The 13,980-nt window shown below is 59.2% G+C and carries 13 protein-coding genes; 5 read left to right on the forward strand and 8 right to left on the reverse strand.

Annotation, left to right across the window (positions count from 1 at the left end; all coding sequences use genetic code 11):
* Positions 1-35: 35 nt before the first annotated feature.
* From rseP to rpsB, 8 genes are all read right to left on the reverse strand, one after another.
* Positions 36-1,388 (reverse strand): sigma E protease regulator RseP, encoded by a 1,353-nt coding sequence (gene rseP, locus AACY25_RS02890; protein ID WP_339522395.1) that lies wholly within the window; start codon positions 1,386-1,388, stop codon positions 36-38.
* A 21-nt stretch (positions 1,389-1,409) separates the two neighbouring features.
* On the reverse strand, positions 1,410-2,594 hold the full coding sequence (ispC, locus tag AACY25_RS02895; RefSeq protein WP_339522397.1) for a 1-deoxy-D-xylulose-5-phosphate reductoisomerase: 1,185 nt from the start codon (positions 2,592-2,594) through the stop codon (positions 1,410-1,412).
* Positions 2,591-3,406 (reverse strand): phosphatidate cytidylyltransferase, encoded by an 816-nt coding sequence (locus AACY25_RS02900; protein ID WP_339522399.1) that lies wholly within the window; start codon positions 3,404-3,406, stop codon positions 2,591-2,593. The genes ispC and AACY25_RS02900 overlap by 4 nt, the downstream gene beginning before the upstream one ends.
* On the reverse strand, positions 3,406-4,161 hold the full coding sequence (gene uppS / locus AACY25_RS02905) for a polyprenyl diphosphate synthase (RefSeq protein ID WP_339522401.1): 756 nt from the start codon (positions 4,159-4,161) through the stop codon (positions 3,406-3,408). The genes AACY25_RS02900 and uppS overlap by 1 nt, the downstream gene beginning before the upstream one ends.
* 16 nt (positions 4,162-4,177) lie before the next feature.
* The gene (frr, locus tag AACY25_RS02910; RefSeq protein WP_090248391.1) at positions 4,178-4,735 is read right to left on the reverse strand and encodes a ribosome recycling factor; all 558 of its coding nucleotides are present in this window, start codon (positions 4,733-4,735) and stop codon (positions 4,178-4,180) included.
* On the reverse strand, positions 4,725-5,474 hold the full coding sequence (gene pyrH / locus AACY25_RS02915) for a UMP kinase (protein WP_339410079.1): 750 nt from the start codon (positions 5,472-5,474) through the stop codon (positions 4,725-4,727). Before pyrH ends, frr begins: the two co-directional genes overlap by 11 nt.
* A gap of 190 nt (positions 5,475-5,664) precedes the next feature.
* On the reverse strand, positions 5,665-6,531 hold the full coding sequence (gene tsf, locus AACY25_RS02920; RefSeq protein WP_275961184.1) for a translation elongation factor Ts: 867 nt from the start codon (positions 6,529-6,531) through the stop codon (positions 5,665-5,667).
* Between the two features lie 183 nt (positions 6,532-6,714).
* Positions 6,715-7,458 (reverse strand): 30S ribosomal protein S2, encoded by a 744-nt coding sequence (gene rpsB, locus AACY25_RS02925; protein WP_339522404.1) that lies wholly within the window; start codon positions 7,456-7,458, stop codon positions 6,715-6,717.
* A 285-nt stretch (positions 7,459-7,743) separates the two neighbouring features.
* On the opposite strand from rpsB, the gene map reads away from it, so the two are divergent.
* From map to dapD, 5 genes are all read left to right on the forward strand, one after another.
* Positions 7,744-8,526, forward strand: a complete 783-nt coding sequence (gene map, locus AACY25_RS02930) for a type I methionyl aminopeptidase (protein ID WP_339522406.1) — start codon at positions 7,744-7,746, stop codon at positions 8,524-8,526.
* 42 nt (positions 8,527-8,568) lie between these two features.
* Positions 8,569-11,271: a [protein-PII] uridylyltransferase gene (locus AACY25_RS02935; RefSeq protein ID WP_339522408.1), complete on the forward strand. Its 2,703-nt coding sequence runs from the start codon at positions 8,569-8,571 to the stop codon at positions 11,269-11,271.
* Positions 11,272-11,340: 69 nt separating this feature from the next.
* Positions 11,341-12,537 (forward strand): succinyldiaminopimelate transaminase, encoded by a 1,197-nt coding sequence (gene dapC, locus AACY25_RS02940; RefSeq protein WP_339522409.1) that lies wholly within the window; start codon positions 11,341-11,343, stop codon positions 12,535-12,537.
* The gene (locus AACY25_RS02945; protein ID WP_339522410.1) at positions 12,537-12,884 is read left to right on the forward strand and encodes an ArsC family reductase; all 348 of its coding nucleotides are present in this window, start codon (positions 12,537-12,539) and stop codon (positions 12,882-12,884) included. Before dapC ends, AACY25_RS02945 begins: the two co-directional genes overlap by 1 nt.
* A gap of 39 nt (positions 12,885-12,923) precedes the next feature.
* The gene (gene dapD, locus AACY25_RS02950; protein WP_339522412.1) at positions 12,924-13,958 is read left to right on the forward strand and encodes a 2,3,4,5-tetrahydropyridine-2,6-dicarboxylate N-succinyltransferase; all 1,035 of its coding nucleotides are present in this window, start codon (positions 12,924-12,926) and stop codon (positions 13,956-13,958) included.
* Positions 13,959-13,980: the final 22 nt, after the last annotated feature.

Consider the following 13,980-nt stretch of genomic DNA (forward strand, 5'->3'; position numbering starts at 1 on the left):
GTCTTGTTCGTACCGAGAGCGTAATTCAGCAGCGGCTACAGGCGGCCCAAGTCGTTCACCAGGGCCAGCAACATCACCCCGACGACCAAACTGATGCCGATCTGCATCCCCCAACCCTGTATCCGTTCCGACAGCGGGCGACCACGCACCCATTCGACCAGATAAAAAAGCAGATGCCCCCCATCCAGCACGGGAATAGGCAATAAATTAAGAACCCCCAGACTAATGCTCAAGTAGGCGAGAAATTTCAGGAAATCACTCAAACCTGACTCAGCAGAAGCGCCCGCCACTTTAGCAATGGTTATCGGCCCGCTCAAGTTTTTTACCGAGAGCTCGCCAAACAGCATTTTCTTTAGAGAATTAAGGGTCAGAACACTCATCGTCCATGTGTTTTTGGCACCTTCGGCGATGGCTTCTAGCGGGCCATAGCTGACCTCGCGCAGCATCTCGGCCGGCCATTCGCCACCCGCCACGCCAGCACCCAGATAACCGCTGAGCGCCTCACCCTCACCACGGGCAGCCAGGGTCAGCGGCACATCCAACTGCTGGCCTTGACGCTCCACCTGCAGATTAATCGTTTTACCCGGCAATCCGCGGACCTGATCTACCAACTGCTGCCAATCAGCCAAAGGTCGGCCGTCAAGGGCAAGTAGGCGATCACCGACCTGCAAGCCCGCCGCAAATGCCGGCCCCCCAGGATCAAGCTGCGCCAGAATCGGTTGCAGCACGGGCCTCCACGGACGAATCCCCAAAGAAGCGATAGGGTCCGGCTCATCGGCGCCACGCAACCAGTTGTCCAGTACGATCTGCCGGGGGCTGTCGACCGAGGAGCCCGGCTCGCGCACCGCCAGATCCAGGCGACCGCTCTCACCCAAGCGACTGACCAGTTGCAGATTTACTGCAGCCCAGCCGGTGGTGGACTGGCCATCAATTGCGACGATTTCCTGCCCTGCCTGAAGGCCGGCAACATCGGCCAGACTGCCCGCCTCGACCGCACCGATAACCGGGCGCACCTGCAGGCTACCCAGCATCGCCACAACCCAGAAGAACAGCAGCGCAAGCAGGAAATTCGCCACCGGCCCAGCCGCCACGATAGCAATGCGCTGGCGAACCGACTTGCGATTGAACGATTGGTCAAGCAACTCCGGCGGCACATCGCCTTCGCGTTCATCGAGCATCTTCACGTAGCCGCCCAGCGGGATGGCGGCCAAAACAAACTCAGTCCCCTGGCGGTCATGCCAACGCAGCAGCGGGCTGCCAAAGCCGACAGAAAACCGCAGCACCTTGACGCCGCAACGACGGGCGACCCAGAAGTGTCCGTATTCGTGAATGGTTACCAGCACCCCAAGTGCAACCAGGGTACCGACCAGCATATAAAGCGCACTCATCAAACTTCTCCGCGTCAGCGATCAGCGCCGACTCAGCCATTGCTCAGCCAGATGGCGGGCGCGACCATCAGCGGCCAGCACGGTATCCAGACTCTGAACCGCCAGGGCGGGCTCGGTGTGCAGAACGTCTTCGATCATACTCGCGATCTCGGGAAAGCGGATGCGCCGCTCAAGGAACGCGGCAACCGCCACTTCATTAGCCGCATTGAGCATGGCCGGCGCTGTACCTCCGGCCTGGGCTGCTTCGCGCGCCAGACGCAGACAAGGGAAGCGCTGCTCGTCCGGCGCCTGAAAATCTAGCCGCGCGATAGCAAACAGATCCAGAGGCGCAACACCCGAATCAATACGCTCCGGCCAGGCCAGAGCGTGACTGATCGGCGTGCGCATATCCGGATTACCCAACTGAGCCAGCACCGAGCCATCGACATAATCGACCAGCGAATGAATCACGCTCTGTGGATGCACCACCACTTCAATCTGCGCCGGCGCGGCATCAAACAACCAACAGGCCTCGATCAACTCCAGACCTTTGTTCATCATGCTTGCCGAGTCGACCGAGATTTTTCGCCCCATCGACCAATTGGGATGGGCGCACGCCTGCTCGGGTGTGACCGCATGCAACTGCTCCAGCGGCATTTCGCGGAACGGCCCACCCGAAGCGGTCAGCAGAATACGCCGCACTCCGACTGACTGCAGTCCGCGAGCGTAACCACCGGGCAAGCACTGAAAAATCGCATTATGTTCGCTGTCGATTGGCAGCAGCACAGCACCACTTTTACGCACAGCCTGCATAAACAGCGCGCCCGACATCACCAGGGCTTCTTTATTTGCCAGCAATACCTTCTTGCCGGCCTCGACCGCCGCCAGGGTCGGCGGCAAACCCGCTGCACCGACGATAGCGGCCATCACCGCATCCACTTCAGGATGCGCCGCCACTTCACACAAGCCCTCGGGGCCATGTAGCACCTGAGTGGCCAGGCCGGCAGCACGTAAACATTCCTGCAGATCGCGGGCTTCCAGAGCCTGCGACACCACTGCAAAGCGCGGCCGGTAGATCATGCACAACGCTTCCAGCTCAGCCAGGCGACTGAAACCAGACAACGCGAATACTTGATAACGCTCAGGATGACGAGCAATGACATCGAGGGTACTTAGACCGATCGAGCCGGTTGCCCCCAGCACGGTAATCTGCTGCGGTTGACTCACAGCGGGCCCCAGCCCGCCAACCACAGCAACGCGGCAAACACCGGAATCGCCGCTGTCAGGCTGTCGATACGGTCGAGCACACCGCCATGGCCTGGCAGCAGATTACTGCTGTCCTTCACCCCAGATTGGCGCTTGAACATGCTTTCGGTCAAGTCGCCGACCACCGAGATCAGCACCACCACGGCCGTGCCGAGCAGGCCCAGCAGCAGGCTGGCAAACGACCAGTCACGGTAAATCGCCACACCCACGCAGATCAGCAGCGTTGCCAACAAGCCACCGAACACCCCCTCCCAGCTTTTACCGGGACTCACCCGCGGGGCCAGCTTGCGCTTGCCGAAGCGTCGCCCGGAGAAATAGGCGCCGATATCCGCACCCCATACCAGCACCATCACCGCGAGGATCAGCCAGTTTGCTTCAGGCCATTGCTTAAACAGTACGAGGCCCTGCCAGGCCGGCAGCAGAATCAGCAGACCAATCAGCAACCTGACCGGTGCCTGCGCCCAGTATCGGCTGCTGGCCGGATAGCCCAGCACCAGAAAGGTCGCCACCGCCCACCACGCCACGCCAGCCCACAGCACCCAGAGCGCCAAAGCGGGCAGCAGGTACAAGCCGAACAATAAGCCTGCTACCAGCGCGGCGTAGGCCACCCGCTGCATTTGCGCAGTAAAACCTGCCAGGCGCGCCCATTCCCAGGCGCCCAGGCTGACCACTGCGCCGATAAACAGCGCAAACAGCGCGCCGTCTAACAGAAAGAAGCCACCTAAGGCGAATGGCAACAGCACCAGTGCCGTGATAATTCGTTGTTTGAGCATCAGCTACGGACCTCAGCTGCCACCTGATCGCTGGTTTTCCCAAAGCGACGCTGACGGCTAGCAAAATCGGCCAAGGCTTTGCGCATGGCGTCGTGTTTGAAATCCGGCCAAAACAGGCCGGAGAAATACAGCTCGGTGTAAGCCAGCTGCCAGAGCAGAAAATTACTGATGCGGTGTTCGCCACCGGTACGGATACACAGATCTGGCAGCGGCAAATCGCCGGTGACCAGGCAGCTCTGTAGCAGCTCGGGGGTGATGTCCTCGGCGCGCAAATGACCTCCTTGAACTTCACGGGCCAAACGCTGCGCCGCCTGAGCGATATCCCACTGGCCGCCGTAGTTGGCCGCCACCTGCAGGACAAAGCGCTTGTCACCGGCAGTCTGCGCCTCAGCCTCACGCATCGCGGCCTGCAGCTCAGGGTGAAAGCGCGAGCGATCACCGATAATGCGCAGGCTGATGTCATTGGCATCGAGCTTCTTCGCCTCGCGGCGCAACGCACTGAGGAACAGCTCCATCAGCGCACTGACCTCCTCGGCCGGGCGCTGCCAGTTTTCACTGGAGAAGGCGAACAAGGTCAACACCTCGACCCCTGCCTCAGCGCACACCTCAATCACCGCACGCACCGCATCGACACCGGCTTTATGGCCGGCAACGCCAGGCAGCAGACGCTTCTTCGCCCAGCGATTGTTACCGTCCATGATGATCGCCACATGCCGTGGCACGGCGAACAGACTACCGTCTTTGGTCTTTTCCATGACGATATCCTGGCCGTTAAACGGCCATCAGATCCGCTTCTTTCTGCTTCACTGCGACTTCGATTTCCGCCACAAACTTGTCGGTCAGCTTCTGGATCTCGTCGGCGGCACGGCGCTCTTCGTCTTCACTGATTTCCTTCTCCTTGACCAGGTCTTTCAACTGGCTCAAGGCATCACGACGGATATTGCGCACCGCTACGCGACCATCTTCGGCGGCATCACGGGCCTGCTTGGTGAAGCCTTTGCGGGTTTCTTCGGTCAGCGCCGGCATGGAAATCAGCAGCAGCTCACCCAGGTTGGTCGGATTGAAGCCCAGACCGGAGCTCTGGATCGCCTTATCGACAGCCGCCAGCATGTTGCGCTCGAAGGCTACAACTTGCAGAGTGCGTGCGTCCTTGACGGTAACGTTGGCCACTTGATTGAGCGGGGTGTCGGAACCGTAGTAAGGCACCATCACACCACCCAGGATACTCGGGTGCGCCTGGCCGGTGCGGATACGGCTAAAGGCATGGACCAGCGATTCCAGGCTCTTCTGCATGCGGACCTGGGCGTCTTTTTTGATCTCATTGATCATGTTTATCTTCCTCAATCAGAGTGCCTTCAGCGCCGCCGACTACAACGTTCAGCAGGGCACCGGGCTTGTTCATATTGAAAACGCGCAACGGCATAGCATGGTCACGGCACAGACAGATGGCCGTCAGATCCATGACACCCAGCTTGCGATCAAGCACTTCATCGTAGGTCAGGCGCTCGAATTTCTCGGCGTGCGGATCCTTGAACGGATCGGCAGTGTACACACCATCCACCTTGGTCGCTTTGAGCACCACGTCGGCATCGATTTCGATGGCGCGCAGACAAGCGGCCGAGTCGGTGGTGAAGAACGGATTACCAGTGCCAGCGGCGAAAATCACCACCTCACCGGTTTTCAGATGACGCAGCGCCTTACGGCGGTCGTAGTGGTCGGTCACGCCAACCATGGAGATGGCCGACATGACGATGGCCGGGATATTCGAACGCTCCAGCGCATCGCGCATGGCCAAGGCGTTCATCACGGTAGCCAGCATGCCCATGTGGTCGCCGGTTACCCGATCCATACCCGCCGCGCTCAGCGCCGCGCCACGGAACAGATTGCCACCACCGATCACCAGACCGACCTGTACGCCGATACCGACCAGTTGACCGACTTCCAGCGCCATACGGTCAAGCACCTTGGGATCGATGCCGAAATCTTCCGACCCCATCAGGGCCTCGCCGCTAAGTTTGAGCAGAATGCGCTTGTAGCGCGGTTGACGACCACTCATCTGCTGAGCCATTGCGAGTCTCTCCTGCGGCGTTTGAATTCTGTGCAAACCTTCGGTTCGCTTTTATCGAGCGCTTCGACAGCGCCCCGAGTCATTGGTGCCAAAGCCCCAACCACCCCACAGCTTAGCTGTGCCCTCAATTTGACAAAGAGGCCGCGCGCGTTAGCGGGCAGCCTCTTTGGGGCAACAGCGGTTAGCCGTCTTACTGCTTGCTGGCAGCAGCTACTTGCGCAGCAACTTCTTCAGCAAAGTTGTCGACCGGCTTCTCGATGCCTTCACCAACCTTGAAGTAGGTGAAGGAAACGATTTCAGCACCGGCTTTCTTGGCCAGAGCACCGACCTTGATTTCCGGATCCTTAACGAAGGCTTGCTCAACCAGGCTGGCTTCAGCAAGGAACTTCTGGATACGACCAGCAACCATCTTCTCGACGATTTCGGCCGGCTTGCCCTTGATCTTGTCTTCGTTGAGGCTGACGAACACGGCTTTCTCGCGCTCGATGGCTTCAGCGGAAACTTCCGAAGGCAGCAGGAATTCAGGGTTGCTTGCAGCTACGTGCATGGCGATGTCTTTGGCCAGGTCGACGGTGCCGCCCTTGAGCACAACCACAACACCGATCTTGTTGCCGTGCAGGTAAGAACCCAGAACGTCACCCTCAATACGCGCCAGACGACGGATATTGACGTTCTCGCCGCACTTGGCAACCAGAGCCAGACGGGCTTCTTCTTGAGCAGCGATCAGCGGCTCAACGTCAGACAGTTTGTCAGCGAAGGCTTTCTCGACGCTGGCAGCAACGAAGCTCTTGAAATCGTCCTGCAGAGCCAGGAAGTCGGTCTGCGAGTTAACTTCGAGAATGACTGCAGTCTTGCCGTCTTCCTTGATGCTGATGGCGCCTTCGGCAGCCACGTTGCCAGCTTTCTTGGCAGCTTTGATCGCGCCGGAAGCACGCATGTCGTCGATGGCTTTTTCGATGTCGCCGCCGGCCTTGGTCAAGGCCTTCTTGCAATCCATCATGCCTTCGCCAGTACGCTCACGCAGTTCTTTAACCAACGCTGCAGTAATTTCTGCCATTTCAAAATCCTCTGGATAGGTTGTTAACCATTCCACCCGCCAAAAACGGGCGCTCAATTCGTAACGCATTGCCGACAATGACCAGAAACAATTGCAACTGCACGTCGGCGATGGTTTTCAAGGTGGCAAAAAGGGGGCCAAGCCCCCTTTTTGCGAACTAAGCAAACGCTATACGCGTTTTACTTAGCCTTCTGCAGCTTCTGCAGCCGGGGCTTGCTCGACGAATTCGTCGGTGCCGCCGTTAGCGTTGGTGCGACCACGGATTACCGAGTCAGCCATTGCACCCATGTACAGCTGGATGGCGCGAATGGCGTCATCGTTACCTGGGATGATGTAATCAACACCTTCCGGGCTGCTGTTGGTATCAACTACGCCGATAACCGGGATACCCAGCTTGTTGGCTTCGGTGATAGCAATGCGCTCGTGGTCAACGTCGATCACGAACAGAGCGTCTGGCAGACCGCCCATGTCCTTGATACCACCCAGGCTGCGATCCAGTTTTTCCAGATCACGGGTGCGCATCAGGGCTTCTTTCTTGGTCAGCTTGGTGAAAGTGCCGTCCTGGGACTGAACTTCCAGATCACGCAGACGCTTGATCGAGGCGCGGATGGTTTTGTAGTTGGTCAGCATGCCGCCCAACCAGCGATGATCGACGTACGGCGAACCGCAACGTGCTGCTTCTTCAGCAACGATCTTGCCAGCGGAACGCTTGGTGCCCACGAACAGAATCTTGTTTTTGCCCGAAGCCAGTTTCTCAACGAACGACAGCGCGTCATTGAACATTGGCAGGGTTTTTTCAAGGTTGATGATGTGGATCTTGTTGCGCGCGCCGAAAATGTACTTGCCCATTTTCGGATTCCAGTAACGGGTCTGGTGGCCGAAGTGCACACCGGCCTTCAGCATATCGCGCATGTTGACTTGGGACATGATAGTTCCTTGATAAGTCGGGTTAGGCCTCCACGTATCCCGATCTCCAACCCGGCGAACTTGTCGCAAGGCACCCAGGAAACCGTGTCGATACGTGTGTGGGTTTAAGCTTTCGGGCACACAGCCCGTAAAGCGGCGCGTTTTATACCATAAAAGCCAGGAGCAAGCTACTTGCAGACAGCACATATACAAGTGGCGCAACGGCAGGTTTTTACGTGGAGCTTATGGCTGGCGGATTGTAGCTGTTAAGATGGCGCCCTTTCTGTTCGCGTTCGAGAGCCGCACATGACCGTCACCATCAAAACGCCCGACGAAATCGAGAAAATGCGCGTAGCCGGTCGCCTGGCTGCCGAAGTTCTGGAAATGATTGGCGAGCACGTCAAGCCCGGCGTCACCACCGAAGCGCTCGACCGTATTTGCCATGACTATATTGTCAACGTGCAACAGGCCATCCCTGCGCCGCTCAATTACAAAGGCTTCCCCAAGTCGATCTGCACTTCGGTCAACCATGTGGTCTGCCACGGCATCCCGAATGACAAGCCGTTGAAAGAAGGCGACGTGATCAACATCGACATCACCGTGATCAAGGATGGCTACCACGGCGATACCAGCAAGATGTTTATGGTCGGCAAAGTGCCTGAGTGGGCCGAACGCCTGGCCAAGATCACTCAAGAGTGCATGTATAAAGGCATCGAGCTGGTCAAACCCGGCACGCGCCTGGGCGATATCGGCGAAGTGATCCAGAAGCACGCCGAGAAGAACGGTTTTTCCGTTGTGCGCGAATACTGCGGCCATGGTATTGGCGCGGTGTTCCATGAAGAGCCGCAAGTATTGCACTACGGCCGCGCTGGCACCGGCATGGAACTGAAAGAAGGCATGACGTTCACCATCGAGCCGATGATCAACCAGGGGCGCGCGGAAACCCGCACTCTGGGTGACGGCTGGACCGCGATCACCAAGGACCGCAAGCTCTCCGCCCAGTGGGAGCACACCATTCTGGTGACCGCTGACGGCTACGAGATCTTCACCTTGCGCAACGACGACACCATCGCCCGCACCTCAGCCTGAGCCTCTCGCCGAGTCTGCTGTATAGATAGAAGGAAGGCCGCAATGCCGCAGGTAGATCCCGAGCTGTTCGACCGCGGCCAGTTCCAGGCAGAACTGGCGCTCAAGGCCAGCCCTATTGCGGCATTCAAGAAGGCCATCCGCCACGCCCGTGAGGTGCTCGACGGGCGCTTCACCAGTGGCCGCGATGTGCGCCGCCTAGTCGAAGACCGCGCCTGGTTTGTCGACCAGATCCTGCGTGAAGCTTGGGAGCGCCTGGACTGGAGTGAAGACGCCGATATCGCCCTGCTGGCTGTCGGCGGCTATGGCCGCGGCGAGTTGCATCCCTTCTCCGATATCGACCTGCTGATCCTGCTTGATAACGCCGACCACGAAACCTTCCGCGAGCCCATCGAGCGTTTCCTTACTCTGCTCTGGGACATCGGCCTGGAAGTCGGGCAAAGCGTGCGCAGCGTGGATGAATGCGCCGAGGAAGCCCGCGCTGACCTGACGGTGATCACCAACCTGATGGAAAGCCGCACCATCGCCGGCCCCGAGCGCCTGCGTCAGCGTATGCAGTTGGTTACCAGCACCGAGCAGATGTGGCCGAGCAAGCAGTTCTTCCTGGCCAAGCATAAAGAGCAGCGTGCCCGTCACGGCAAATACAACGACACCGAATACAATCTGGAGCCCAACGTCAAAGGCTCACCCGGGGGGCTGCGCGACATCCAGACCATCCTCTGGGTCGCGCGCCGGCATTTCGGCACGCTGAACCTGCACGCCATGGTCGGCCAGGGCTTTTTGCTGGAAAGCGAATACGCCCTGCTCGCCTCCAGCCAGGAATTCCTATGGAAAGTGCGCTACGCCCTGCACATGCTCGCCGGCCGCGCCGAAGACCGTCTGCTATTTGACCATCAGAGCAAGGTGGCGGCCCTGCTCGGTTACGAGGACAGCGACAGCAAGCGCGCCATCGAGCGCTTTATGCAGAAGTACTACCGCGTGGTGATGGCGATTGCCGAGCTCAGCGACCTAATCATTCAGCACTTTGAAGAGCAGATCCTGCGCGCCGGCGAGAGCGGCCCGGCGACCCAACTCAACAGCCGTTTCCAGGTGCGCAATAACTACATAGAGGCCACCCACCCTGGCATCTTCAAGCGCACTCCGTTCGCCATCCTGGAAATTTTCGTGGTGATGGCCCAGCACCCGGAAATTGAAGGTGTTTGCGCCGACACAATCCGCTTGCTGCGGGATCACCGCTACCTGATCGACGATGACTTTCGCCGCGACATTCGTAACACCAGCCTGTTTATCGAGCTATTCAAGTGCAAGGAAGGCATCCATCGCAACCTGCGGCGGATGAACCGCTACGGCATTCTCGGGCTCTATCTGCCAGAGTTCGGCCTGATTGTCGGGCAGATGCAGCATGACCTTTTCCACATCTACACGGTCGATGCGCACACCCTGAATCTGATCAAGCACCTGCGCAAACTGACCAAACCTGGGGTCGCGGAGAAATTCCCACTGGCCAGCGAGCTGGTCGAGAAGCTGCCCAAGCCAGAGCTGATCTACCTTGCGGGGATTTACCACGATATCGGCAAAGGTCGCGGCGGCGATCACTCTGAACTTGGCGCAGTCGACGCAGCCGCGTTCTGCGAGCGTCATCAGCTACCCAGCTGGGATTCCAAGCTGATTGCCTGGCTGGTACAGAGCCATCTGGTGATGTCGACGACCGCGCAGCGCAAGGACCTTTCAGACCCACAAGTGATCTCCGACTTTGCGCATTTAGTCGGCGACCAAACGCGCCTGGACTACCTCTATGTGCTGACCGTGGCCGACATCAACGCCACCAATCCAAGCCTGTGGAACTCCTGGCGCGCCAGCCTACTGCGCCAGCTGTATACGGAAACCAAGCGCGCACTCAACCGTGGCCTGGAGAACCCGCTGGACCGCGAAGAACAGATTCGCCTGACCCAGGTCGCAGCGCTGGACATTTTGGTGCGCGGTGGCACCGATGCCGACGTAGCCGAACAACTGTGGGCGCAACTGGGCGATGACTACTTCCTGCGTCACACCGCAGAGGATGTTGCCTGGCACACGCTGGCAATCATCCGCCACCCAAACGATGGCAACCCTCTGGTATTGATCAAGGAAACCACCCAGCGCGAATTCGAGGGCGGCACGCAAATCTTCATCTACGCCGAAGACCAGCACGACTTCTTTGCCGTGACAGTGGCGGCCATGGCCCAGCTCAACCTGAACATCCATGACGCACGGATTCTCACGTCCACCAGCCAGTTCACCCTCGACACCTATATCGTGCTGGAAAGCGAAGGCGGCTCGATTGGCGACAATCCGCAGCGGATCGAAGAGATTCGCCAGGGCCTGATCGATGTACTGAAGCATCCCGACGACTACCCCAGCATCATTCAGCGCCGCGTACCGCGCCAGCTCAAGCACTTTGCCTTTGCCCCGCAAGTGACGATTCACAATGACGCGCATCGTCCCGTGACCATTATCGAAGTCACCGCACCGGATCGACCGGGATTGCTCGCGCGGATCGGGCGAATCTTCCTCGACTTCGATCTGTCGCTACAGAACGCCAAGATTGCCACCCTGGGCGAGCGAGTCGAAGACGTGTTCTTCGTTACCGACGCGCACAACCAGCAGCTGTCTGACCCCGAGCTGTGCACGCGCCTGCAGGCCACCATGGTGGCGCAGCTGTCCGATGCGCCGGGGGCGCAGGTAGAACCGACCCGAATCATTATTTAAGCCACTTGCCCTTGCCTTGAGCCGCCCGATATCTAGGATGCGGGCGCTGGCAGACCTCAGGAAGCAACAATGAACGACGCGTTAAACCAGCTTCAGCCCTACCCGTTTGAAAAGCTCCGCGCATTGCTGGGCAGCGTGCAGGCTAGCGCCGACAAGAGCCCGATCGCCCTGTCGATCGGCGAGCCCAAACACCGCTCACCAGAGTTTGTCGCCGAGGCATTGCGCGCCAACCTCGACCAGCTTGCGGTCTACCCGACCACCCTGGGCATTCCGGCGCTGCGTGAAGCCATCGCCAACTGGTGTAACCGCCGCTTTGGCCTGCCGGCCGGCGTGCTTGACCCAGCGCGCCATGTGCTGCCGGTCAACGGCACCCGTGAGGCGCTGTTTGCTTTTACCCAGGCTGTGGTCAAACGCGATGTGGATGGCCTGGTAGTCAGCCCCAACCCCTTCTACCAAATCTATGAAGGCGCAGCTTTTCTTGCAGGCGCGCAGCCGCACTACCTGCCGTGCTTGGAAGAGCATGGCTTTAACCCGGACTTCGACGCCGTCAGCGACGAGGTCTGGCAGCGCTGCCAAATCCTCTTTCTCTGCTCGCCCGGCAACCCCACTGGTGCGTTGATTCCGCTGCCCACACTGAAAAAGCTGATCGCCCTGGCCGACACCTTCGACTTCGTGATCGCGGCCGACGAGTGCTACAGCGAACTGTATTTCGATGAAGGCAATCCGCCGGCCGGTCTGCTGAGCGCTTGCGCCGAGCTGGGCCGCACTGATTTCAAGCGCTGTGTGGTATTCCACAGCCTGTCCAAGCGCTCCAATCTGCCGGGCCTGCGTTCTGGCTTCGTGGCTGGCGACGCCGACATTCTGAAATCTTTCCTGCTGTACCGTACCTACCACGGCTGCGCCATGCCGGTACAAACCCAGCTGGCCAGCGTTGCCGCCTGGAACGACGAAGCCCACGTCAAAGCCAACCGCGATCTGTATCGCGAGAAGTTTGACGCAGTGCTGGAGATTCTCGATGGCGTACTGGATGTACAGCGCCCTGATGGCGGCTTTTACCTGTGGGCGAAAACCCCGATAGACGATGAAACATTTACCCGCGAGCTGTTTGCCCGCGAGCATGTCACCGTGGTGCCCGGCTCGTACCTGTCGCGCGCAGTGGACGGCCACAACCCAGGCGCCGGCCGCGTGCGCATGGCCCTGGTCGCGCCGCTGGCCGAGTGTGTGGCAGCAGCCGAACGTATCCGCGACTTTGTGAAGAGCCTCTGATGAGTAAGTCCCTGTTTGGCATAAAAGCCTGCGACACCATGAAAAAAGCCCGCACCTGGCTCGACGAGCACGGGGTAAGCTACGCCTTTCATGATTACAAAGCCTGCGGCATCGACCGTGGCAACCTGGAAAAGTGGTGCAATGAGCATGGTTGGGAAACCATCCTGAACCGTGCAGGCACCACCTTCCGCAAGCTGGACGAGGCGCAGAAAAGCGACCTCGATCAGCACAAGGCGATCGAACTGATGCTCGCCCAACCGTCGATGATCAAACGCCCGGTGCTGGATCTCGGCAACAAGACCCTGGTTGGCTTCAAAGCCGACCGTTATGCCGCCGAACTGGTTTGAATCAGCCGGCCCACACGAATTTGCGGTAAGGAAAACAGCATGAGCACAACCCTCTTCAGCCTGGCCTTTGGCGTTGGCACCCAGAACCGTCAGAGTAACTGGCTGGAAGTCTTCTACGCCCAACCGTTGCTCAACCCGGCCAGCGAGTTGGTCGCCAAAGTAATCGAAAAGATCGATTACCAGGGCGGCAACCACGCCATCATGATCAGCAACAACCAGGCCGGCGAACTGGCCGAAGCCTTGAAAAATATCGATGCTGCGCAATCTGCCCTGCTCACCCGCCTGGCCGAGAGTCAGAAGCCGCTGGTAGTCACTCTGCTCGCCGAAGACAGCGTACTGACCAGCACCCCTGAGGCCTACCTCAAGCTACACCTGCTGTCGCATCGCCTGGTTAAGCCACACGGTTTGAACCTCACCGGTATCTTCCCACTACTGCCCAACGTGGCCTGGACCAGCCAGGGTGCAGTCGATCTCAGTGAACTGGCTGAACGTCAGCTGGAAGCGCGCCTGAAAGGCGAGCTGCTGGAAGTGTTCTCGGTGGACAAGTTCCCGAAAATGACCGACTACGTGGTACCGGCTGGCGTGCGTATTGCTGACAGCGCCCGTATCCGTCTGGGCGCCTATGTGGGCGAAGGCACCACCGTGATGCACGAAGGTTTCGTCAACTTCAATGCCGGTACCGCCGGCCCAGGCATGATCGAAGGCCGCGTGTCTGCGGGCGTATTCGTCGGCAAGGGCTCGGACCTCGGCGGCGGCTGCTCGACCATGGGCACCCTGTCCGGTGGCGGCAATATCGTGATTTCGGTGGGCGAAGGCTGCCTGATCGGCGCCAATGCCGGTATCGGCATTCCGCTGGGCGATCGCAACACCGTGGAATCCGGCCTGTACATCACCGCAGGTACCAAGGTGGCGCTGCTGGATGCTGACAACCAGCTGGTCAAGGTACTCAAGGCCCGTGACCTGGCGGGTCAACCGGACCTGCTGTTCCGTCGCAACTCGCAAACCGGTGCCGTGGAGTGCAAAACCCACAAGTCGGCGATTGAACTGAACGAAGCCCTGCACGCGCACAACTAAGCGCAGCGCAGTTGCCACAGGC

This window comes from Pseudomonas sp. EA_35y_Pfl2_R111, assembly GCF_963970955.1.
GTDB lineage: Bacteria > Pseudomonadota > Gammaproteobacteria > Pseudomonadales > Pseudomonadaceae > Aquipseudomonas.

What these genes read in the sequence shown, in the direction of transcription:
- rseP (WP_339522395.1), bottom strand. Translation starts at nt 1,388, where the DNA reads ATGAGTGCGCTTTATATGCTGGTCGGTACCCTGGTTGCACTTGGGGTG.
- AACY25_RS02900 (WP_339522399.1), bottom strand. Translation starts at nt 3,406, where the DNA reads ATGCTCAAACAACGAATTATCACGGCACTGGTGCTGTTGCCATTCGCC.
- uppS (WP_339522401.1), bottom strand. Translation starts at nt 4,161, where the DNA reads ATGGAAAAGACCAAAGACGGTAGTCTGTTCGCCGTGCCACGGCATGTG.
- frr (WP_090248391.1), bottom strand. Translation starts at nt 4,735, where the DNA reads ATGATCAATGAGATCAAAAAAGACGCCCAGGTCCGCATGCAGAAGAGC.
- pyrH (WP_339410079.1), bottom strand. Translation starts at nt 5,474, where the DNA reads ATGGCTCAGCAGATGAGTGGTCGTCAACCGCGCTACAAGCGCATTCTG.
- tsf (WP_275961184.1), bottom strand. Translation starts at nt 6,531, where the DNA reads ATGGCAGAAATTACTGCAGCGTTGGTTAAAGAACTGCGTGAGCGTACT.
- rpsB (WP_339522404.1), bottom strand. Translation starts at nt 7,458, where the DNA reads ATGTCCCAAGTCAACATGCGCGATATGCTGAAGGCCGGTGTGCACTTC.
- map (WP_339522406.1), top strand. Translation starts at nt 7,744, where the DNA reads ATGACCGTCACCATCAAAACGCCCGACGAAATCGAGAAAATGCGCGTA.
- AACY25_RS02935 (WP_339522408.1), top strand. Translation starts at nt 8,569, where the DNA reads ATGCCGCAGGTAGATCCCGAGCTGTTCGACCGCGGCCAGTTCCAGGCA.
- dapC (WP_339522409.1), top strand. Translation starts at nt 11,341, where the DNA reads ATGAACGACGCGTTAAACCAGCTTCAGCCCTACCCGTTTGAAAAGCTC.
- AACY25_RS02945 (WP_339522410.1), top strand. Translation starts at nt 12,537, where the DNA reads ATGAGTAAGTCCCTGTTTGGCATAAAAGCCTGCGACACCATGAAAAAA.
- dapD (WP_339522412.1), top strand. Translation starts at nt 12,924, where the DNA reads ATGAGCACAACCCTCTTCAGCCTGGCCTTTGGCGTTGGCACCCAGAAC.